This is a genomic window from Microbacterium sp. (assembly GCF_049650565.1).
Classification (GTDB): Bacteria; Actinomycetota; Actinomycetes; order Actinomycetales; family Microbacteriaceae; genus Microbacterium.
The window spans coordinates 1-19,718 of sequence record NZ_JBASAK010000054.1; the positions used below are offsets into that span (position 1 = coordinate 1).

20 protein-coding genes are annotated in these 19,718 nt (G+C 66.3%); 8 read left to right on the forward strand and 12 right to left on the reverse strand.

Features of this window, described 5'->3' with window-relative positions; all coding sequences use genetic code 11:
• On the reverse strand, positions 1 to 359 hold a 359-nt coding region (locus tag WA967_RS09910; protein ID WP_424421867.1), incomplete at its 3' end, for an LLM class flavin-dependent oxidoreductase.
• Between the two features lie 28 nt (positions 360 to 387).
• A complete protein-coding gene (locus tag WA967_RS09915) occupies positions 388 to 2,004 on the reverse strand; it encodes a class I SAM-dependent methyltransferase (RefSeq protein ID WP_424421870.1) in 1,617 nt (538 codons plus the stop codon).
• A gap of 87 nt (positions 2,005 to 2,091) precedes the next feature.
• Between WA967_RS09915 and WA967_RS09920 the strand changes: the two genes are divergently transcribed.
• From WA967_RS09920 to trxA, 3 genes are all read left to right on the forward strand, one after another.
• A complete protein-coding gene (locus WA967_RS09920; protein ID WP_424421873.1) occupies positions 2,092 to 4,122 on the forward strand; it encodes a DUF6049 family protein in 2,031 nt (676 codons plus the stop codon).
• Between the two features lie 114 nt (positions 4,123 to 4,236).
• Positions 4,237 to 5,190 carry a thioredoxin-disulfide reductase gene (gene trxB, locus WA967_RS09925; RefSeq protein WP_424421876.1) on the forward strand — a complete coding sequence of 318 codons (954 nt, stop codon included), beginning with the start codon at positions 4,237 to 4,239 and terminating at the stop codon, positions 5,188 to 5,190.
• A gap of 62 nt (positions 5,191 to 5,252) precedes the next feature.
• Positions 5,253 to 5,576, forward strand: coding sequence for a thioredoxin (trxA, locus tag WA967_RS09930; RefSeq protein WP_424421878.1), 324 nt, complete (start codon positions 5,253 to 5,255; stop codon positions 5,574 to 5,576).
• 402 nt (positions 5,577 to 5,978) lie between these two features.
• On the opposite strand, the gene WA967_RS09935 is transcribed toward trxA, so the two are convergent.
• The 10 genes from WA967_RS09935 to rpmH form a co-directional block, all read right to left on the reverse strand.
• Positions 5,979 to 6,311 (reverse strand): tryptophan synthase subunit alpha, encoded by a 333-nt coding sequence (locus WA967_RS09935; protein WP_424421881.1) that lies wholly within the window; start codon positions 6,309 to 6,311, stop codon positions 5,979 to 5,981.
• A 329-nt stretch (positions 6,312 to 6,640) separates the two neighbouring features.
• Complete coding sequence (locus WA967_RS09940; protein WP_424421883.1) at positions 6,641 to 7,609, reverse strand: ParB/RepB/Spo0J family partition protein; 969 nt, start codon at positions 7,607 to 7,609, stop codon at positions 6,641 to 6,643.
• Positions 7,609 to 8,490, reverse strand: a complete 882-nt coding sequence (locus WA967_RS09945) for a ParA family protein (RefSeq protein WP_424421885.1) — start codon at positions 8,488 to 8,490, stop codon at positions 7,609 to 7,611. Before WA967_RS09945 ends, WA967_RS09940 begins: the two co-directional genes overlap by 1 nt.
• A gap of 225 nt (positions 8,491 to 8,715) precedes the next feature.
• The gene (locus WA967_RS09950) at positions 8,716 to 9,018 is read right to left on the reverse strand and encodes a GIY-YIG nuclease family protein (RefSeq protein ID WP_298864105.1); all 303 of its coding nucleotides are present in this window, start codon (positions 9,016 to 9,018) and stop codon (positions 8,716 to 8,718) included.
• A 315-nt stretch (positions 9,019 to 9,333) separates the two neighbouring features.
• Positions 9,334 to 9,960, reverse strand: a complete 627-nt coding sequence (rsmG, locus tag WA967_RS09955) for a 16S rRNA (guanine(527)-N(7))-methyltransferase RsmG (RefSeq protein ID WP_424421889.1) — start codon at positions 9,958 to 9,960, stop codon at positions 9,334 to 9,336.
• Between the two features lie 114 nt (positions 9,961 to 10,074).
• On the reverse strand, positions 10,075 to 10,563 hold the full coding sequence (locus WA967_RS09960) for a protein jag (RefSeq protein WP_424421892.1): 489 nt from the start codon (positions 10,561 to 10,563) through the stop codon (positions 10,075 to 10,077).
• Positions 10,563 to 11,636 (reverse strand): membrane protein insertase YidC, encoded by a 1,074-nt coding sequence (gene yidC / locus WA967_RS09965; RefSeq protein WP_424421894.1) that lies wholly within the window; start codon positions 11,634 to 11,636, stop codon positions 10,563 to 10,565. The genes WA967_RS09960 and yidC overlap by 1 nt, the downstream gene beginning before the upstream one ends.
• Positions 11,626 to 11,991, reverse strand: coding sequence for a membrane protein insertion efficiency factor YidD (gene yidD / locus WA967_RS09970; protein ID WP_298864091.1), 366 nt, complete (start codon positions 11,989 to 11,991; stop codon positions 11,626 to 11,628). Before yidD ends, yidC begins: the two co-directional genes overlap by 11 nt.
• Entirely contained in the window at positions 11,988 to 12,338 is a 351-nt protein-coding gene (gene rnpA / locus WA967_RS09975; protein WP_298864088.1) for a ribonuclease P protein component, read from the reverse strand. Before rnpA ends, yidD begins: the two co-directional genes overlap by 4 nt.
• Before the next feature lie 18 nt (positions 12,339 to 12,356).
• Positions 12,357 to 12,494 carry a 50S ribosomal protein L34 gene (rpmH, locus tag WA967_RS09980; RefSeq protein WP_298864085.1) on the reverse strand — a complete coding sequence of 46 codons (138 nt, stop codon included), beginning with the start codon at positions 12,492 to 12,494 and terminating at the stop codon, positions 12,357 to 12,359.
• A gap of 319 nt (positions 12,495 to 12,813) precedes the next feature.
• Here rpmH and dnaA point away from each other — a divergent pair, with 319 nt between their 5' ends.
• From dnaA to gyrB, 5 genes are all read left to right on the forward strand, one after another.
• Positions 12,814 to 14,205, forward strand: coding sequence for a chromosomal replication initiator protein DnaA (gene dnaA / locus WA967_RS09985; RefSeq protein ID WP_424421897.1), 1,392 nt, complete (start codon positions 12,814 to 12,816; stop codon positions 14,203 to 14,205).
• Positions 14,206 to 14,637: 432 nt separating this feature from the next.
• On the forward strand, positions 14,638 to 15,780 hold the full coding sequence (dnaN, locus tag WA967_RS09990) for a DNA polymerase III subunit beta (RefSeq protein ID WP_424421899.1): 1,143 nt from the start codon (positions 14,638 to 14,640) through the stop codon (positions 15,778 to 15,780).
• Positions 15,781 to 15,850: 70 nt separating this feature from the next.
• On the forward strand, positions 15,851 to 17,023 hold the full coding sequence (recF, locus tag WA967_RS09995) for a DNA replication/repair protein RecF (RefSeq protein ID WP_424421902.1): 1,173 nt from the start codon (positions 15,851 to 15,853) through the stop codon (positions 17,021 to 17,023).
• The gene (locus WA967_RS10000; protein WP_424421905.1) at positions 17,016 to 17,501 is read left to right on the forward strand and encodes a DUF721 domain-containing protein; all 486 of its coding nucleotides are present in this window, start codon (positions 17,016 to 17,018) and stop codon (positions 17,499 to 17,501) included. The genes recF and WA967_RS10000 overlap by 8 nt, the downstream gene beginning before the upstream one ends.
• 247 nt (positions 17,502 to 17,748) lie before the next feature.
• Positions 17,749 to 19,707 (forward strand): DNA topoisomerase (ATP-hydrolyzing) subunit B, encoded by a 1,959-nt coding sequence (gyrB, locus tag WA967_RS10005; protein WP_424422031.1) that lies wholly within the window; start codon positions 17,749 to 17,751, stop codon positions 19,705 to 19,707.
• Positions 19,708 to 19,718: the final 11 nt, after the last annotated feature.

Here is a 19,718-nt window from a genome sequence, read left to right on the forward strand (position 1 = left end):
CCGCGCAGCGCGGTCTCGGGGGACCCGCGGCTCACGCCCAGCGCGATGCGGCCGTCGGCGATGTAGTCCAGCGCGGCGGCTTCCTCGGCGAACTGGAACGGGTTCTCGTACCGCATGTCGATCACGCCGGTGCCGACCTCGATGCGCTCGGTGCGCGCAGCCATGGCCGTCAGCAGCGGGATCGGCGACGCCGACTGGCGTGCCCAGTGGTGCACGCGCACGTACGCGCCATTCACGCCGATCTCGTCGGCGCCCTCCGCGATCTCGATCGTCTGGCGCAGCATGTCGCCCGCCGTGCGCGTGAGCGAGCCGGGCACATCCGCGTAGTGCCCGAAGGAGAGGAAGCCGAAAGCCTTCATGCTCTATGCAACCGCATGAATTCGGATGCTATTCCGCCGCGTCCGCGGGCAACAGCAGGCCGTCCTCGACGAGTCGGCGGATGCGGGGCTCCAGATCCGCCCAGAGATCTGCCAGCGGCACCTCGAACAGGTCGGCGAGGGCCTGCACGATCTGCATCACCGTCAGCTCGCCGTCGCAGGCGCCCACGAAGCCCGCCAGCGCGGGGTCCACGCCGATGGTTCGCGCGAAGCCGCCGCCCTGGCGAAGCTCGATCACGCTGGGGGCGTCGTCGCCCGGCAGGTGGTGCCGAGCCTCGGTCACGTCGGCGGCCACCAGCAGGCGATCCGGGATGCCGTCAGCGAGCGCGTCGTGGGCCACCAGCCCTGCGAGCAGAGCCAGGCCGAGGTTGGACACCGGCCGGGTGACGGTCTCGAAGCGACGCAGGGGCTCGGGCGTGGACGGCCCTTCGACAGGCTCAGGGACCCAACCGCCCTGGGTCGCTGAGCCTGTCGCTGGTGCTGAGCGAGCGTCAGCGAGTCGACGTGAAGCGTCGACGGGCCGGCGCAGCAGGATGTACCCGAACCCGATGGCCGTCACCTCGCGCGCCTCGAAGTCGTCGAGCCAGGCCGTCAGCAGCCGGGTGAACCCGGCATCCCGCGGCAGGGTCCCGCCGTCGCGGATCCACAGCTCCGCATACGCCAGCGGCGAGAGCTGCTCGCGCTGGATGACCCAGGCATCCAGACCCTCCGGCACCCAGGAGCGCGCCCGATCCAGCCCGTCCACGCCGCCGCGGGACTCCCAGTTGCCCAGCAGCTGAGCGACTCCGCCCGGCGTGAGGTGGTCGGGGGCCGTGCGCAGGAACTGCTCGACCAGCGCGTCGCCGATCAGCCCGCCATCGCGGTACTCGTACTCCGGCACGTCGTTCACGCGGGGTGTGATGACGAACGGCGGATTGGAGACGATCAGGTCGAACGCCTCCCCCTCGACCGGCTCGAACATGCTGCCGTGGCGGAACTCGACATTGTGCACGCCGTTCAGGCGCGCATTCACGGCGGCGAAGGCCAGCGCGCGCTCGGAGATGTCCGTCGCCACGACGTGCCGCGCGTGCCGTGACACCAGCAGCGCCTGGATGCCGCATCCGGTGCCCAGGTCCAGGGCGCGCTCCACGGGAGCGGGGATGACCAGCTCAGCCAGCGTGCGCGAGGCGCCCCCGACGCCCAGCACGTGATCGGCGGGAAGAGAGGTGCCCAGCGCGACCTCATCGAGGTCGCTGGCGATCCACCATTCGCCGACACCGTCGGCATCCACGAATGACTGCGGACGGATGACGACCAGCGGCACGACGTCGGGCCCGTCGGCCTCGGCCAGGCCCAGTTCCACCAGACCGTCCACGCCCGTGCGGGGCACGGCCCACTCCACGGCACGGTGCGGCTGCGGCATCCCCAACACCCACAGGAGGCCGAGAGTGGCCAGAGCGTCATCGCGGCCGGCGATGGCGCGGAGGATCGGCTCGCGCAACCCGCGGGCCAGAGCATCGTCGGCCTCCTCGCCCCACAGCCCGCGCAACGGCTCGGAGCGGAAGTCCGCAGCATCCAGATCGGCGGCCAGCGCCCGCAGCAGAACGGAATCGGGGCGGGGGTGGGCACGATCCGGCACGGCCGTCACTTTACGCGCCTTCAGGGTTCCCCGTGGCGCGCCCAATAGAATCGGGGCGTCGTCTGCGCTCTCGATCCGCACGGACGACGCCACACCATGACTGCGATCTCCCCCCGCGAAGGCCTCCACCCGCGCGCGCGTAGGCTGCTGAGCCGACTCGCCGCGGTGCTCGTGGTCGGCTCGGTGCTCCTGGGCGGCGCGTCACCCGCATCCGCTGCCGATGCTCCGAAGGCGGCGTCGTCCACAGTCGAGCTCGCCGTCTCCACCGGCCCCGAGGCGCGTATCGCGCCCGGCGGGTCGCTGGTCAGCACGATCACCATCTCGAACACCACCCCCGACGAGCTCAGCACGGGCACCGTCGCACTGGAGATCGATCCCGCGCCGCTGGCGGACGATGCCGCACTGGATGCCTGGCTCGCCGACGGCACGGCGACCGGCACGTTCCGCTCGGTCGCCACCGAGCCATCACCGAAGGTCGGAGCGGGAGCCAGCGTCGAGGTCAGCACCCTGGCGGATTCCTCCGATCTGGGTGATCTCCCTCCCGGGGTGTACGCCGTCAAGGCTCTTCTCAGCGGCGCGACGACGGCAGGCGGGGTGGCCTGGAACCTGTCGGCGAGGTCCGTGCTGGTGATCAGCCCCACCGCGCGGACCGTCGGCGTGGTGGTGCCGATCACCGCGACGCCGGCCTCGGGCGCGCTGCTGAGCGCCGACGAGCTGGCCGACCTGACGGCGCCCGACGGCATGCTCACCGGTCAGCTCGACGCCCTCACGGACACCCCGGCGATCATCGCCGTCGACCCGGCGATCCCCGCCGCCATCCGCGTGCTGGGGATCCGCGCACCGCAGAGCGCGGTGGCCTGGCTGGCCCGCCTGGAGCGGCTGTCCAACGACATCGTCATGCTGCAGTTCGGCGATGCGGATGCCGCCACGCAGGCGCACGCAGGCCAGAAGACGCTGCTGGCCACTCCCGACCTCACTCCGCTGCTGGATGCCGCGGACTTCCCGACGCCTGCCCCCACACCGACCGGCACCCCCTCCCCCGCCGCGCCCAGCACCTCGTCGCTGTCGGCGATCAGCGGCGCGACCACCGATGTGCTGTGGCCGAGACCGGATCTCGCGGCATCCGATCTCACCGCCTTCCGCGGGTACCTCGGAGACGCCGTCACCACGATCCTGCCCTCCACGTCGCTGCAGGACCCCGTCGGTTCCCACGCGGAGGTCGACGGGCACAGCATCCTGGTGACCGATGCCGACGTCTCCTCGCAGCTGTCCCAGACCGCGCAGCTCACCGACCCCACCCGTATCGACCTCGGCATCGCAGGCGCCGCCGGGCACCTGTACTTCGCATCCCAGGCATCGCCCACCGTGCTGGTGGGGCTGAATCGCTCCGAGACGCGATCGCCCGTCGCGCTGCGCGAGCTGCTGAGCGCCTTCGCCACCCCGGGTGTGCGACTGTCGTCACTGAAATCCTCGCCGGCGGCATCCGCCACTCTGGTCACCACGGCCGACACCGTGCGTTCGACCGCGCTGACGTCGATGCTGGCGGGTGAGCAGCAGCTGGTGACGTTCTCGTCGATCCTCGACACTCCAGCGCTGATGCTGGCGCCCGAGCGCATCCGGATCCTGCGGGCCATCGCCGTCGGGCTCAGCGACAAGCAGTTCGCCGCCGCCGTCTCGGATCGGACCGCTCGCGTGCAGAAGCTGCTGGGCTCGGTCAGCATCCAGCGCCCCAAGCCCGTGCAGCTGGTCACCTCCGCGGCGCCGCTGCCGGTGTGGGTGCGCAACGAGCTGCCGTGGGACGTGCATGTGGTGCTGAACAGTGAGCCGTCCCAGCCCCGCCTGGACATCCAGCCCCGAACCACCGTCGAGGCCCTCGCGGACGGCACGACGCGCGTGGACGTTCCGATCTCAGCGCGCGTGGCCAGCGGCGAGGTGAAGGTGGACTTCCGGCTCACCAGCGCCACAGGCGTGCCGATCTCACAGCCGGCCGTCGCCGAGGTCACGCTGCGTGCGGACTGGGAGGGCATCGGCCTGGGCATCCTCGGCGGGGTGATCGCGCTGCTGTTCGTGCTCGGTCTCATCCGCACGGTGCGGCGTCGACGTCGTAAGGCGGATGCCGCAGTCTGAGCGATCGGCCGTTGCGATCAGCTGGGGGGAATGCCGCGCGGTTACCATGGGTTGAAGCAGTCGTGGCGGGTTTCCTCGCGTCCTGGTGACGCACTCGCCGGCAGAGGAGAGCACATGCGTCAGGTCATCATCATCGGCTCGGGACCGGCCGGGTTCACCGCCGCCATCTACGCGGCGCGCGCCAACCTGGAGCCCCTGCTGATCGCGAGCTCCGTCGAGGTCGGCGGCGAGCTGACCAAGACCACTGACGTGGAGAACTTCCCAGGCTTTCCCGAGGGCATCCAGGGCCCCGACCTGATGGTCAAGCTCCAGGAGCAGGCCGAGAAGTTCGGCACCGAGGTCGTCTACGACGACGTCGTCTCGCTCGAGCTGGACGGTCCGGTCAAGAAGGTCGTGCTGGGCACGGGCGCCGAGCACGAGGCATCCGCCGTCATTTACGCGACAGGATCCGCGTACCGCAAGCTCGGCGTCGAAGGAGAGGAGCGCCTCTCCGGGCACGGTGTCTCCTGGTGCGCCACCTGCGACGGCTTCTTCTTCCGCGAGAAGGCCATCGCCGTCGTCGGCGGCGGGGACTCCGCCATGGAGGAGGCCACGTTCCTCACGCGCTTCGCGTCGAAGGTGTACGTGATCCACCGCAAGGACACGCTGCGCGCCTCGAAGATCATGCAGGAGCGCGCGTTCGCCGACCCGAAGATCGAGTTCATCTGGAACAGCGAGGTCGACGAGATCCTCGGTGAGTTCGAGACCACCGGCGTACGACTGCGTTCCACGGTCGACGGCTCGCTGCGCGAGCTGGACGTGCAGGGCGTGTTCGTCGCCATCGGCAACGACCCGCGCACGCACCTCGTGCACGACAAGCTCGAGCTCACGCCCGAGGGGACCATCTGGGTCGACGGCCGCTCGTCGCGCACCTCGCAGCCCGGCGTCTTCGCCGCAGGCGATGTCATCGATCCCACCTACCGCCAGGCTGCCACTGCGGCGGGTTCGGGTGTGGTCGCGGCCCTCGACGTGGAGCACTTCCTCGCAGGACTCGCGGATGCCGTGCCCGCGGCTGTGGCCGCCAACTGATCGTTCGGAACACCTGACCTGCATCCGGTGTTGAACCGGGTGACATCCAACTAAGGAGAATCATGACTGCCAAGGCAACCACCGAGGCGACCTGGGAGCAGGACGTCCTCCAGGCCGAAGGACCCGTGCTCGTCGACTTCTGGGCCGCGTGGTGCGGTCCGTGTCGGATGGTCTCGCCCATCCTCGACGAGATCCAGTCCGAGCACTCGGAGAAGCTCACCATCCTCAAGCTCAACGTCGACGAGAACCCCAACCTCGCGATGAAGTACCAGATCACCTCGATCCCCGCGATGAAGGTGTTCCAGGGTGGTGAGGTCAAGACGACCATCATCGGCGCCAAGCCCAAGTTCGCACTCGAGCAGGATCTGGCCGCGTTCATCGGCTGAGTGCCTTCGGATCGCTGAGCTCGACTCAGTCCTGGGTCGCTGAGTTCGACTCAGTCCTGGGTCGCTGAGGCTGTCGAAGCGTCGAGAAGCCCGTCACCTCACGAGGTGGCGGGCTTCTTCTGCGAGCGGATGCCGGTGGGCATGAAGGGCATGACCCGGTGAGTGCGCACTGAGCTGCCCGCCAGCCGTGCGATTCGGGTGGCACCGATGAACGTCGAAGTCCGCGGTGCCTCTGAGCCGCACCACGATGTCGATGACGGGTTCGGCTCTCATCTTGGGAATCGCGGTGGATGTACTCGATGTCCCAGTTCGGGTCGCCCGCGGCACGCAGCTCGTCAGCGACTTCTTCGAACCCGCCAGGGCCAGTCCGGACCGTCATCGACGAGCATTCGACCGCCGACCTCAGGACGCGTCGGCGACGGTGGGATCCCAGCGGCGATGACGCCGCTCCCCCAGCATCCCCCACACCGTCTTCGTCAGACCTGGGTACTCCAGGGCGATCTGACGCAGCACGCGATAGTGTCGGGCAGCATTAGGACGGACGCCGTCGTTGGCCTTGATGTTCTCGGCGCGCAGCAGGTAGACGACCAGTTCGTCGACGCTGGGCAGGTCATCCATGAAGTCCCACGGGTCCTCACCGGCGCGCAGTCGCTCTTGGATCAGCACCGCGAGCTCGTCGGATGCCTCAGCACGGAGCACCTCGAGACTCGCACGGCGTGGAACGGAATCTGTCACCGTTCCAGCCTAAAGGAGACAGGTTGCGCCGGCTGCGCTGAAGCTTCGCGTGTGGAACCGCGCTTGTCGATGCCGGGCGGGCCGCCGGGATCGATATTTCGCAACTCGTGGTGCACCCCAGAGGTGTGCGGATCAAACGGATGCCAGCGAGCGTGTGCGGAGCGATGTTTCACGTGAAACGCGCAGCGAATTCGTTTCGTCTCGCTGCGCTCGCTCAACGACCGAGGCTCCTTCGGTCATTGAGGGACGAGCGAAGCGAGAAGACCATATTCCTCAACGACCGAAGCGCACCGTTTCACGTGTAAGGGTGCGCTTCGGTCTGACGAGTATCAGCGGGATCCGTACTCCTCTTCGCCGAGCTCCGCGAGAATGCGGTTGAGATCCTGAATCGAAGCGAATTCGATCTTGACCTGGCCCTTTCGTGCTCCCAGAGCGATCTGGACCCGGGTGTTCAGCCGGTCACCGAGCTTGCCGGCAACCTCGTCGAGGTAGGCGCGACGCGCTCCGGCCTGAGGCTTGGTCTTGCTGCCCGGCGCAGCCGGGAGGCTCTTCGCTGCCGCCTCGGTGGCGCGCACCGACAGGTCTTCGTTCACGACCTTGTCCGCCAGTCGCTGCATCCTCTCCGGATCCTCGACCGACAGAATCGCACGCGCATGACCAGCGGAGAGCACACCCGCGGCGACCCGCTGCTGCACGGGAACCGGCAGGCGCAGCAGGCGAATCGTGTTGCTGATCTGCGGACGCGACCGGCCGATCCTCGTGGCCAGCTCTTCCTGCGTGATTCCGAAGTCGTCAAGCAGCTGCTGATACGCGGACGCCTCTTCAAGAGGATTCAGTTCCGAGCGATGCAGGTTCTCGAGCAGAGCATCCCGCAGCAGGTTCTCGTCCGCCGTCTCACGAACGATCGCCGGGATCTCGGCCAGTCCGGCCTCGCGAGCAGCGCGGGTGCGCCGCTCCCCCATGATGAGCTCGTAGTCGCCCGCGGAGTTCTTGCGAACAACGACCGGCTGCAGAACTCCGAACTCCCGCACGCTGTGCACGAGCTCGGCCAATCGCTCCTCATCGAAGACCGTTCGCGGCTGACGAGGATTGGGGACGATCGCGTTCGGATCGACTTGGATCAGCTGAATCCCTGGAACGGCAGTGAGCTCGGCCTCTTTCGCCGCATCGCCCATGGATGCCGCATCCGCATTCTGCTTCGGTGCACCCGGGAAGAACACGTCCACCGGCCGCTCCGAATGATCCGCGGTGGGAATGAGGGCGCCGATTCCCCGACCGAGTCCGGTGCGTTTGGCCATCACTGCTCCTTCTTCTGCGGAGAGAGTGCCCCGCGCTGTGCGATCTCGACTGCTGCTTCCCGATACGCGATGGCTCCCGCCGACGAGCTGTCGTAGGTGATCACGGTCTGTCCGAAGCTGGGAGCCTCGGACACGCGGACAGATCGCGGGATGATGGCGCCGAGCACCTGCTCGGGGAAGTGGTTGCGCACCTCGTCAGCGACTTGCTGCGACAGGCGCGTGCGCGCGTCGAACATCGTCAGCAGGATCGTGGTGAGGTGAAGCTCAGGGTTCAGATGCTTCTGAATCATCTGGATGCTGCCGAGGAGCTGACTCAGACCCTCCAGTGCGTAGTACTCCGCCTGAATCGGAATGAGAACCTCGGATGCCGCCGTGAAGGCGTTGATGGTGAGAAGCCCCAACGATGGCGGACAGTCGATGATCACGATGTCCGTGGGGTGATCATCCAGGTAGGTCTGCAGAGCACGCCGCAGTCTGAACTCCCGTGCGACCTGAGAGACCAGCTCGATCTCCGCACCGGCAAGGTGGATCGTGCTCGGCGCGCAGAGCAGGTTGGGGGACTCGGGACTGGTCTGCACGATCTCTGCGAACGGCAGGTCGTCGATGAGCACGTCGTAGATGCTGGAGACATCAGCGGAGTGGGTGATGCCCAGTGCCGTGGAGGCGTTGCCCTGCGGATCGAGGTCGATCACCAGCACCTTGGCGCCGAGTTCCGCAAGAGCGGTAGCCAGATTCACCGCTGAAGTGGTCTTGCCCACGCCACCCTTCTGGTTGGACACCGTGAAGACGCGGGTCTCCCCGCTGAAATCAACAGTGACCCCTTTGAGAGCCCTGCGTCGGCTGCTGAGATCAGCGAGTTCGCGCGCGAGCGGCGTATCCATCCCGAAATCGTCGTTCGGCAATGCGTTGTCGGATGGTTTCACGTGAAACATCGACTCCTTTCGGGACCGTCTACCACTCTAATCGCACCCACCCACACTCCCCGTCGCAGGCCACCGTTTCGACTCGCTCCGCTCGCTCAACGACCGGTCATTGAGCGACGAGCGAAGCGACGAGACGAAATGCCTACGCCACCACGAGGACTCGTTTCGACTCGCTGCGCTCGCTCAACGACCGAGGGAGCGGAGGGCACGTTCCCGAGCGCTCCAGCCCTTGATTGCATCGAACCCACCCTCAATGAACGCGAGTCTCTTTGCGTGACTCCAGCCTTGGATTCTCTTCTCCAGACCGAAGGCCTCGTCTATCCGGTTGAACTCTGCGAACCAGACGAGCTCGACGGGCAACCGACACGACGTGTAATCACTCCCCAGTCCCTGTGCATGCGTAGCCAGGCGTCGATCCAGATCCCACGTGCTTCCGGCGTAGAACGTGCCGTCCGAACATCGGAGGATGTAGGTGTATGCGGTCATCCCCAGATCGTAGGCATTGCGGGGCCTCCGCTTCACGCGGTTCCCATGTCCTGTGGATGTTTCACGTGAAACAGCGTGTTGTGGATGAGAGTTCCTGCATCTGCGTTTCGACTCGCTGCGCTCGCTCAACGACCGGTCATTGAGCGACGAGCGCCAGCGAGGAGACGAAATGTGGATCCCACAGGCGCGTTTCTCGCTCCGCTCGCTCAACGACCGACGAGCGCAAGCACCTGTGGATGTTTCACGTGAAGCAGTCGGATGTGAAATCTGCTCTGTTAGGCGTTTCGACTCGTTGCGCTCGCTCAACGACCGGCGTCAGGAGCGGACGCGGGCGCGGAAGACGCGAGTCGTCTCCGTGAGGGTGCCCTCCCCCAGTACCTGGACAGACACCTCCGACACCTTGTGCTTCTTGAGAACCTTCTGCGCGGCCGCGATCTCGGCATCCACGTTCTGACCCTTGAGGAAGATCAGTTCGCCAGCATCCTTCGCGAGAGGTGCGGTGATCGGGATCAACGTACGAAGCGCGCTCACGGCACGAGCGGTGACGACGTCGAACTCGAGGCCGACGTCCTCTGCTCGAGCTCGCATGATCCGCACGTTGTCGAGGCCCAGCGAATCCACCTGCTCGGTGAGCCAGGCGATGCGCCGCTCCATGGGTTCGATCAGCGTCCACTCCACCTCGGGACGTGCGATGGCGAGCACCAGCCCGGGCAGGCCGGCGCCCGAGCCCACATCGGCGACCGACCCGTGGAAGAGTGGTGCCGCGATCGCGGAGTTCAGCACATGACGAGTCCACAGGCGTGGAAGCTCCAGCGGACCGATCAGGCCACGAAGCTCGCCCTCGGCAGCGAGGGAGGCAGTGAAACGGCGGGCGAGAGCGATGCGGTCGCCGAAGAGCTCCGCTGCGGCGGATGGTTCGGCTTCGACAGGGGATTCTGGCATTTCGTCTCGCTTCGCTCGCTCAATGACCGGGGAGGGTGAAATCGCTCAATGACCGGACGGCGACCCACACGCTCGACGACCGGACCGTTTCACGTGAAACATCCTCGAGAAGTCTCAGCGGGAGATCACCGTGTGACGGTCCGAGCCCTCACCGTAGGACTCCGAGACCAGACCCCGCTCGGACACGATGTCGTGCACCAGCTTGCGCTCGTACGACGACATCGCGGGCAGGGATGCCTGTGACGCTCCCCCGTCGAGTTTTGCCACTGCGGCATCCACGAGGGCCGCGAGCTGATGGCGACGAGCGTCGCGCGAGCCGCCGATGTCGAGGATCATCCGCGAGAATGAACCGGTCTTGCTCTGCACGGCCAGACGCGTCAGCTCCTGCAGCGCCTGAACGGTCTCGGGTGCAGAAAGCGTCGACAGTGAATCGCCCTCCGCCTCGACCGACACGTACGCGCGGCCCTGACGCACGTCGAGGTTCAGGTCGCCATCGATGTCGGCGATGTCGAGCAGTTCCTCCAGGAAGTCCGCCGCAACGTCGCCCTCGCGCTCCAGATCCTCGACCGTCGACTCCGCAGACGCCTTCAGCCCATCAGTCATCAGTTGGACCCCTTCTTCTTCGCACGCTTCTTGCTCATCGGCTGCTCGCGCTTGGGCGCCTCAGCCTTTGCCCGCTCCGCCTCATCGAGCAGGCGCTGCTGCTCAGCCTCGTACACGGCCATGGGGACGACCTTGCCCTCGGAGTTGATCGCCTTGCCCTTGGCTGCGAGTCGCTCCTCGCGATGCCGAGCAGCGTCCGATCCCGGCGTCGGCATTTCTCGGATGACCAGGAACTGCTGCGCCATGGTCCACAGGTTGGAGACGAACCAGTACAGCACCACACCGAGGGGGAAGAACACACCCGAGAAGATGAAGCCCAGCGGCAGGATGTAGAGCATGATCTTCTGCATCTGGTACGCCTGGCCGGTCTTGGCCTCGGGCGACAGGTTCTTCGAGATGATCTGCAGCTGCGTGTAGAACTGCGAGCCGATCATGAGCACCACGAGCACGATCAGGATGGTGGCCGTGGCCTCCCACCCAGAGGGCTTGGTCTCCAGGGCCGTGCGCAGGTCGATGTGCAGTGGGGCGACACCGAACAGGGTCGCGTTGTAGAAGAGCTTGGTCAGCTCCGGACTCAACAGACCGACGCCTCCGACACCGGCCTGCGCGTGGGTCGCGACGTCGCGCAATGTGTAGAACATGCCCAGCAGGAACGGCATCTGCACGAGCATCGGCAAACACGACGACACCGGCGTCGTGCCGTGCTTCTTGTACAGCGCCATCGTCTCGCGACTCATGGCCTCGCGACTGAGCTGGTCGCGCTTGCCCTTGTACTTCTCTTGAACCTTCTTCAGCTGAGGAGCGATCTCCATCATCTTGCGCTGGCTCTTGATCTGCTTCACGAACAGCGGGAACACCGCCGCACGGATCACGATCACCAGGCCGACGATGGACAGAACCCAGGTCAGGCCGGATGCCGGCCCGAGCCCGACTGCGGTGAACAGCCAGTGCCACGCGACCAGGATCGTCTCGACGATCCACTTGAAGGGCCACAGCAGGATGCTGAAGAAGTCGGTGCCTCCGCCAGCAGTGGCAGGAGGGGTGGTGGCGGCGAGCAGGAGGTCAGAACCCACTATTCATTTCCTTTCGAGCGGGTACGACGAACCCGCGTCGGGTCAGTTCGTAGCGGAAGTGAGCATGAGAGTGGACGTCGTCGACGCCCCCCTTGCTCCACGGATTGCAGCGCAGGATGCGCCAGGCGGAGAGAACCGTCCCCCACACGGCGCCGTGCTGCTGAACCGCACCTACAGCGTATGCGGAACAGGACGGGTAATACCTGCAGACGTCACCGTACATCGGGGACACGATCGCCCGGTAGACGACGAGGAACGCGAGAACCGCGTTCCGGGGCAGCAGCAGGATGCCGCGGAGCAGATCGGATGCCCGGAAGCGAGCCGTTCCGAAAGCATAGGAGGGCAGCGCACTCATGAGCGCACCGCGCCGGCGACCAGCCGGTTCAGGCAGCGCACCACATCGGAACGCAGTTCGGTGAAGTCGGCATGCGCAGATGCCGGAAGGGCACGGATGACGACATCCGTGCCCTCGGGGACAGTTTCGAGGAACTCCGCACACACCGCTTTCAGGCGACGACGAACGGTGTTGCGAACCACGGCGGTTCCTACCTGCTTGCTGATGATGAACCCGAATCGAGGCGCACGCGCTTCGGCTGCGGGCAGCACAGACGTCACCAGGCGCGATCCACCGCATCGCGAACCACGGCGCACGACCTGTCGGTAGTCGGCACCGCGCGTCAGTCGATTCGGCCGGGCGAGCACGGCGAGTCCGGACGCGGCTTACGCCGAGAGCTCAGCGCGGCCCTTCGCGCGGCGTGCCGAAAGAATGGCGCGGCCGGCGCGGGTGCGCATACGGGCGCGGAAGCCGTGCTTCTTGGCGCGACGGCGGTTGTTGGGCTGGAAGGTGCGCTTGCTCATGGAATCACTCCGGAAATGGTGTCACCGGGGTTCTGCATCCGGAGACAGGGGGGTACTGCCGTTAGGCATAAGTCAACCGATTAAGGGTACGACCTGCCGTCGCGCAGGGCAAATCCACCGCTGAGTGCCACTATGCCCCTCACCAGTTGCGCACACCCATTATCCACAACTGTGAACAGCTCGACCGATCACGACACACCCGCGTGTTTCCGCGCACGGCTTGCTGTTCCGTCGTGCTGTGACTACCGTGGCATCCGACGTTATCCACAGGGGGAGAACACGCTTCGCGCGCCTTTTCCACAACCTCGCCCGGAGCACCATGACCACTGCAGCCCACCCCGACGTGCCGATCTGGTCTGACCTGCTCGAACGACTCGGGGAAGACGACCGCGTCTCGCCGCAGCTGCACGGCTTCCTCAGCCTGGTCGTCCCGGCCGGGATCATGGGCGGAGTCCTCTACCTGGACGTGCCGAACGACCTCACCGCGGCGCAGATCAACAAGCGCCTGCGCATCCCGATCATGGAGGGGCTCTCGTCGATCGGCGAGGAGGTCACCTCGTATCGGACCGTCGTCAACCACGAACTCGCCGACCAGCCGGCCGCATCCATCGCCGTTCCCGACTTCGCCTCCCCCGAGCCCGTCCGCACGGAGAGCCCGGTCGAGCCCGCCCAGCCGTCGCGCCACGAGTCGCGACTGAACCCGAAGTACACCTTCGACAACTTCGTGATCGGTCAGTCCAACCGCTTCGCGCACGCCGCAGCCGTCGCCGTGGCCGAAGCACCGGCGAAGGCGTACAACCCCCTTTTCATCTATGGCGACTCGGGCCTCGGAAAGACCCACCTGCTGCATGCGATCGGCGATTACGCCCAGTCGCTGTACGCCGGGGTCAAGGTCCGCTACGTCTCCAGCGAGGAGTTCACGAACGACTTCATCAACTCGATCGCCAACAACCGTGGCGCCGCCTTCCAGAGCAGGTACCGCGAAGTCGACATCCTGATGATCGACGACATCCAGTTCCTGCAGGGGCGCGCCGAGACCCAGGAGGCGTTCTTCCACACCTTCAACCAGCTGCACGACCACAACAAGCAGGTCGTGATCACCAGCGATGTCGCCCCGAAGCTGCTCACGGGGTTCGAGGATCGGATGCGCAGCCGGTTCGAGTGGGGTCTGATCACCGACGTGCAGGCCCCCGACTTGGAGACCCGCATCGCGATCCTGCGCAAGAAGGCGCAGAGCGAGTCGCTGCACATCCCCGACGAGGTGCTCGAGTACATCGCGACTGTCGTCTCGTCCAACATCCGCGAGCTGGAGGGCGCTCTCATCCGCGTCTCGGCGTTCGCCAGCCTGAACCGCTCGGCCCTGGACATCTCCCTCGCGCAGACCGTGCTGCGGGACATCGTCGACACGACCGAGGACAACGTCATCGCGCCGACGGACATCATCACCTCGACTGCCGGCTACTTCAAGCTCACCGTCGACGACCTGTACGGGTCCAGCCGCTCGCAGCAGATCGCCCTTGCACGCCAGATCGCCATGTACCTGTGCCGCGAGCGCACCAACCTGTCACTGCCGAAGATCGGCCAGCTGTTCGGCAACCGCGACCACACCACCGTGATGTACGCGTGCAAGAAGATCAGCGAGCTCATGAAGGAGCGCCGCTCGGTCTACAACCAGGTGACGGAGATCACGACGCAGATCAGCCGTCGCTGAACGCGCCGGTCGCGAGGCCCCGACACGCCTGTCGCCGTGCGGGATCGCGCCAGTTGTCCGCAGGGCTTGTGGATAACTTGTGGAAAGATCGCCATCCGGATGCCGTCGAGCAGACGTCCCTGTGGAAAACCCACGGTCGGCGATCAGACGCCGATACCCCCGGAACCCGCGGATTCCTCAGGGTCTCCACATGTCACACGGCTGTAGTTTCCTACTCCCTGCTGATATCCACCGACTTATCCACAGTATCCACAGCTGTTAACACCGTTAAGAGATCTCTCTCAATCCAGGGCTCCCCGATCACCAGACGGGTGTGGACGCACCACACCGGAACCCGCCACGGCGGTGGACACCCGCACGCACCGTACGACTAGCATGGGATCGCCTGCAGTGGGCCCACTGCGCAAGGTGAAGTGCAACGAGGGAGCGCCCGTGAGGTTCCAGGTCAACCGCGATGTTTTCAGCGAGGCTGTGTCCTTCGTCGTCAAGCTGCTGCCGCAGCGCAATCCGCAGCCGATCCTGGCGGGTGTGCTCATCGAGGCTGGAGAGCAGGGACTGACACTCTCGGCCTTCGACTACGAGGCATCCGCGCGGACCACCATCGAGGCCAGCGTCGACGAGCCAGGCACGATCCTCGTGCATGGCCGGCTGCTCTCCGACATCGCCAGCCGTCTGCCCAACGCGCCGATCGAGATCGCCGTCGAGGAGGATGGCGGCATCGCCGTCACCTGCGGGTCCGCGCGCTTCACCCTGGCCGCCATGCCCGTGGAGGAGTACCCCTCGATCCCCGAGGTCACCGGTTCCACGGGTGTCGTGCCGGCCGAGGAGTTCGGAACCGCGATCGCACAGGTCGCGTTCGCGGCATCCCGCGACGACGTCACCCCGGTGCTGACCGGTGTGCAGCTCGAGGTGTCGGGCACGACGCTGAGCATGGTCGCCACCGACCGCTACCGCGTCTCGTTGCGCGACGTTCCGTGGGACGGCGAGGGCGCCGAGCAGACCGCGCTGGTTCCGGCCCGCACCCTCACCGAGGTCGGCAAGACGTTCGCGCACGCCGGAAACATCGAGATCGCGTTCTCGGGTGCCGGCGATCGCGAGATCATCGCGTTCACCGCGGGCAACAAGACGGTGACCTCTCTCCTGATCAAGGGTAATTTCCCGCCCGTGCGCCGGCTGTTCCCCGAGCAGACCGACCACTACGCGGTGGTTAACACCGGCGAGCTCATCGAGGCCGTCCGCCGCGTCGCGCTGGTGCTGGATCGTTCAGCGCCGCTGCGGTTCACATTCAGCACGGACAGCGTCACGATGGATGCCTCCGGAAGTGAGCAGGCTCGGGCATCCGAGTCGGTCGACGCGCACCTGACCGGTGGCGACGACGTCACTCTCGGCCTGAACCCGCAGTATCTGCTCGAGGCTCTCGGTGCAGTGAAGAGCGAGTTCACGCGCGTGACGTTCACCTCGAGCGACAACGCCAACAAGCTCAGCCCCGTGCTCGTGACCAGCCAGACATCCGTGGACCAGGCCGGCCTCGACTCGTACAAGTACCTGCTGCAGCCCAACCTGCTGCTGCGCTGATCGCGTCCGCCGCCGCGGGGCGCGGTCGCGACCTCCCGTCGTGTCCGACCCCGAAGGTAGGCTGAGCCTCGTGATTGTGGAGCACCTGAACCTGGTCGACTTCCGCAATTACGCGACCGCCGATCTGGCACTGCATCCGGGCCCGAATGTACTGGTCGGCAGCAACGGCCAGGGCAAGACGAACCTTGCCGAGGCCATCGTCTTCCTCGCGACTCTGGGCTCCCACCGGGTGTCATCAGATGCCCCGATGGTGCGCGACGGCGAGGAGTTCGCAGTCATCCGCGCCCGTCTCGTGCACGGTGAGCGCAGGGTGCTCGTCGAGGTGCAGCTGAATCGGCAGGGCTCGAACAAGGCGCGCATCAACGGCTCCCCTTCGAAGACCAACGAGCTTCCGCGCTACGCGCACGTCGTCCTGTTCGCGCCCGAGGACCTGCAGATCGTGCGCGGTGACCCGTCCTCGCGCAGAAGATTCGCTGATCAGCTGCTGATCCAGCGCACCCCGCGGATGGCCGGCGTGATCGCCGACTACGAACGGGTGCTGCGTCAGCGCACGGCGCTGCTGAAGTCCGCCCGTGCCCGTGGAATCCGAGGCGAAGGCCTGGCCACGCTCGACGTCTGGGACGACAAGCTCGTCGCGCTCGGCTCGGAGATCATCCATGCGCGCCTCCGCCTGGCATCCGATCTGCAGGGTCCGGTGACCGATGCCTACGCGGCCATCGCCGGCGCGGACCACCGCCCGAAGCTGGAGTGGGCGCTGTCGGTGCGGGGCGGCGATCCGGAGGAGGAAGACTCTGCGCTCGGCTCGGCGACCCAGGAGGAAGTGCGCGGCGAGATCGCCGACCAGTTCCGTGCGGCGCTGCAGGCGAAGAGAAGCAAGGAGCTCGAGCGCGGACTGACCCTGGTGGGCCCGCACCGCGACGACCTCATCCTGCGGGTGCGGGATCTGCCGGTGAAGGGGTACGCCTCGCACGGCGAGTCCTGGTCTGTCGCGCTGGCTCTGCGACTGGCGTCCGCCGAACTTCTGCGCGCCGAGTCTCCCGCCGGTGACCCTGTGCTGATCCTCGATGACGTGTTCGCCGAGCTCGACGCCGACCGCCGCCAGCGCTTGGCAGCCATCACGGTCGGCTACGAGCAGGTCATCGTCACCGCGGCGGTCGAAGCAGACATCCCCGAGGCCCTGCACCGCCATGTGGTGCGGATCCATGCGGGCACCATCAGCGACGAGAGGGACCCGGATGATTGACCCGCAGCCTCCCGAGACCGTCGCGACCTACCTGAGGCTGCGCGGCCTGAAGCCCAGCTCGAGGAACTGGAAGCGGCGCAAGCGCATCCAGATCGACGACGACCATGCGCCGTTCACCAAGGGACGCGATCCCGGCACTCTCGGCGATGTGCTGGCGAAGCTCACGAAGGATTCCGGCTGGGAGAAGACGCTCGCAGCCGAAGACCTGGTGCGGCAGTGGGCGGAGCTGGCGGGCGAGGACACCGCCAAGCACTCCGAACCCGTGTCGCTGCAGCACGGCGTGCTGACCGTGAAGTGCGACTCGACGGCCTGGGCGAAGAACCTGCAGTTCATGCGCGGCGTCATCATGACCGAGATCGGCAACCGCTATCCCGATGCCGGAGTCGAGAACCTCCGCTTCATCGGGCCGGACGTGCCGTCGTGGAAGTGGGGACCCCGCGTCGTGCCCGGACGCGGTCCACGTGACACCTATGGGTAGGTCATCGTAAGCGCACCCTCAAGCGCTCAGAACGCATCACACGGCGTTTGAGCGCTAGGTATCACCTCGAAACCCGTTAGAATGGACGGGTACCTTCGATGTGGAGAACATTTTGACGCCTGAAACCCCTGCCGACGAAAACGACGCTTCGACAAGCTCAGCGACCCAGGGCGGAGGGGGTTCCGTCTCCCAGGATGCGCCGAGCCACGAATCCACGAAAGTCACCAACGACTACGGCGCCGACGCGATCCAGATCCTCGAGGGTCTCGAAGCCGTCCGCAAGCGCCCCGGCATGTACATCGGCTCGACGGGACCGCGCGGCCTGCACCACCTGGTGTACGAGATCGTCGACAACTCCGTCGACGAGGCGCTGGCCGGCCACGCCGACAACATCGAGGTCACCATCCTCGCCGACGGCGGCATCCGCGTCGAAGACAACGGGCGCGGCATCCCGGTAGACCCGCACAAGTCCGACCCCACCAAGTCCACCGTCGAGGTGGTGCTGACCATCCTGCACGCCGGCGGAAAGTTCGGCGGCGGCGGATATGCGGTCTCGGGCGGTCTGCACGGCGTCGGCTCGTCGGTGGTGAACGCGCTGTCCACCCGCTTCGACGTGGAGATCAAGCGCAAGGGCCACGTCTGGCGCCACAGCTTCGCGAACGGCGGCGTGCCGCAGCAGAAGCTCATCAAGGGCGAGGCGACCGAGGGCACCGGAACCGTCATCACCTTCTGGCCGGATCCTGCGATCTTCACCGAAGGCGTCGAGTTCGACTACGAGACGCTGCGCACCCGCTTCCAGCAGATGGCGTTCCTGAACAAGGGGCTGCGCATCGCGCTGCACGACGAGCGCCCCTCGTCCGCCTACGAGGTGGACACCGAGGACGGCACCACGGTCACCAAGCAGCCGTCGAACGTCTTCCTGTACGAGCGCGGTCTGGTCGACTACGTCGAGTACCTCAACAGGGCCCGCAAGGCCGAGGTGGTCAACGAGGAGATCATCGACTTCGAGTCGGAGGACACCGAGCGGCACATCTCGCTCGAGGTGGCGATGCAGTGGACGACTTCGTACACGGAGAACGTGTTCACCTACGCGAACACGATCAACACGCACGAGGGCGGCACGCATGAGGAGGGCTTCCGTGCGGCGCTGACGGGTCTGATCAACCGCTACGCCCGGGCCAACAGCATCCTCAAGGAGAAGGACGACAACCTCTCCGGCGACGACGTGCGCGAGGGCCTGACCGCGGTCATCTCGGTCAAGCTCAGCGAGCCGCAGTTCGAGGGCCAGACCAAGACCAAGCTCGGCAACACCGAGGCCAAGGCGTTCGTGCAGAAGATCGTGAACGATCAGCTCGGCGACTGGCTGGACCGCAACCCCGCGCAGGCCAAGAACATCATCCGCAAGTCGATCGACGCGGCCAACGCCCGCATCGCCGCCCGCAAGGCGCGCGAGACCGCCCGCCGCAAGAGCGTCTTCGAGTCCGCGGCCATGCCCGACAAGCTCAAGGACTGCACGAGCAAGGACCCGTCCATCAGCGAGATCTTCCTCGTCGAGGGCGACTCGGCAGGCGGCTCGGCCGTGCAGGGTCGCGACCCGCACACGCAGGCGATCCTCGCGCTGCGCGGCAAGATCCTCAACGTCGAGCGCGCGCGTCTGGACAAGGCCCTGGCCAACAAGGAGGTCCAGGCGATGATCCAGGCCTTCGGCACGGGCATCGGCGAGGACTTCGACATCGACAAGGCCCGGTACCACAAGATCGTGCTGATGGCGGATGCCGATGTCGACGGCCAGCACATCGCCACGCTGCTGCTGACGCTGCTGTTCCGCTACATGCGCGGGCTCATCGAGGCCGGTTTCGTCTACCTCGCGATGCCGCCGCTGTACCGGCTGAAGTGGACCAACTCCCCGCACGAGTACGTGTTCAGCGACGAGGAGCGCGACGCGCTGCTGCAGTACGGCAGCGAGAACGGCAAGCGCCTGCCGAAGGATGCCGGCATCCAGCGCTACAAGGGTCTCGGCGAGATGAACCCGAAGGAGCTGTGGGAGACCACGATGGATCACTCCACGCGGACCCTCAAGCAGGTCACCATCGACGACGCCGCTGCCGCGGACGAGATCTTCAGCGTGCTGATGGGCGAGGACGTCGAGTCGCGACGCACCTTCATCCAGCGCAACGCCAAGGACGTCCGCTTCCTCGACATCTGACCCCCCTCCCC

Excerpts from the sequence above, each read along its gene's own strand:
- WA967_RS09920 (WP_424421873.1), top strand. The coding sequence starts at position 2,092 with ATGACTGCGATCTCCCCCCGCGAAGGCCTCCACCCGCGCGCGCGTAGG.
- trxB (WP_424421876.1), top strand. The coding sequence starts at position 4,237 with ATGCGTCAGGTCATCATCATCGGCTCGGGACCGGCCGGGTTCACCGCC.
- trxA (WP_424421878.1), top strand. The coding sequence starts at position 5,253 with ATGACTGCCAAGGCAACCACCGAGGCGACCTGGGAGCAGGACGTCCTC.
- WA967_RS09940 (WP_424421883.1), bottom strand. The coding sequence starts at position 7,609 with ATGGCCAAACGCACCGGACTCGGTCGGGGAATCGGCGCCCTCATTCCC.
- WA967_RS09945 (WP_424421885.1), bottom strand. The coding sequence starts at position 8,490 with ATGGATACGCCGCTCGCGCGCGAACTCGCTGATCTCAGCAGCCGACGC.
- WA967_RS09950 (WP_298864105.1), bottom strand. The coding sequence starts at position 9,018 with ATGACCGCATACACCTACATCCTCCGATGTTCGGACGGCACGTTCTAC.
- rsmG (WP_424421889.1), bottom strand. The coding sequence starts at position 9,960 with ATGCCAGAATCCCCTGTCGAAGCCGAACCATCCGCCGCAGCGGAGCTC.
- WA967_RS09960 (WP_424421892.1), bottom strand. The coding sequence starts at position 10,563 with ATGACTGATGGGCTGAAGGCGTCTGCGGAGTCGACGGTCGAGGATCTG.
- yidD (WP_298864091.1), bottom strand. The coding sequence starts at position 11,991 with ATGAGTGCGCTGCCCTCCTATGCTTTCGGAACGGCTCGCTTCCGGGCA.
- rpmH (WP_298864085.1), bottom strand. The coding sequence starts at position 12,494 with ATGAGCAAGCGCACCTTCCAGCCCAACAACCGCCGTCGCGCCAAGAAG.
- dnaA (WP_424421897.1), top strand. The coding sequence starts at position 12,814 with ATGACCACTGCAGCCCACCCCGACGTGCCGATCTGGTCTGACCTGCTC.
- WA967_RS10000 (WP_424421905.1), top strand. The coding sequence starts at position 17,016 with ATGATTGACCCGCAGCCTCCCGAGACCGTCGCGACCTACCTGAGGCTG.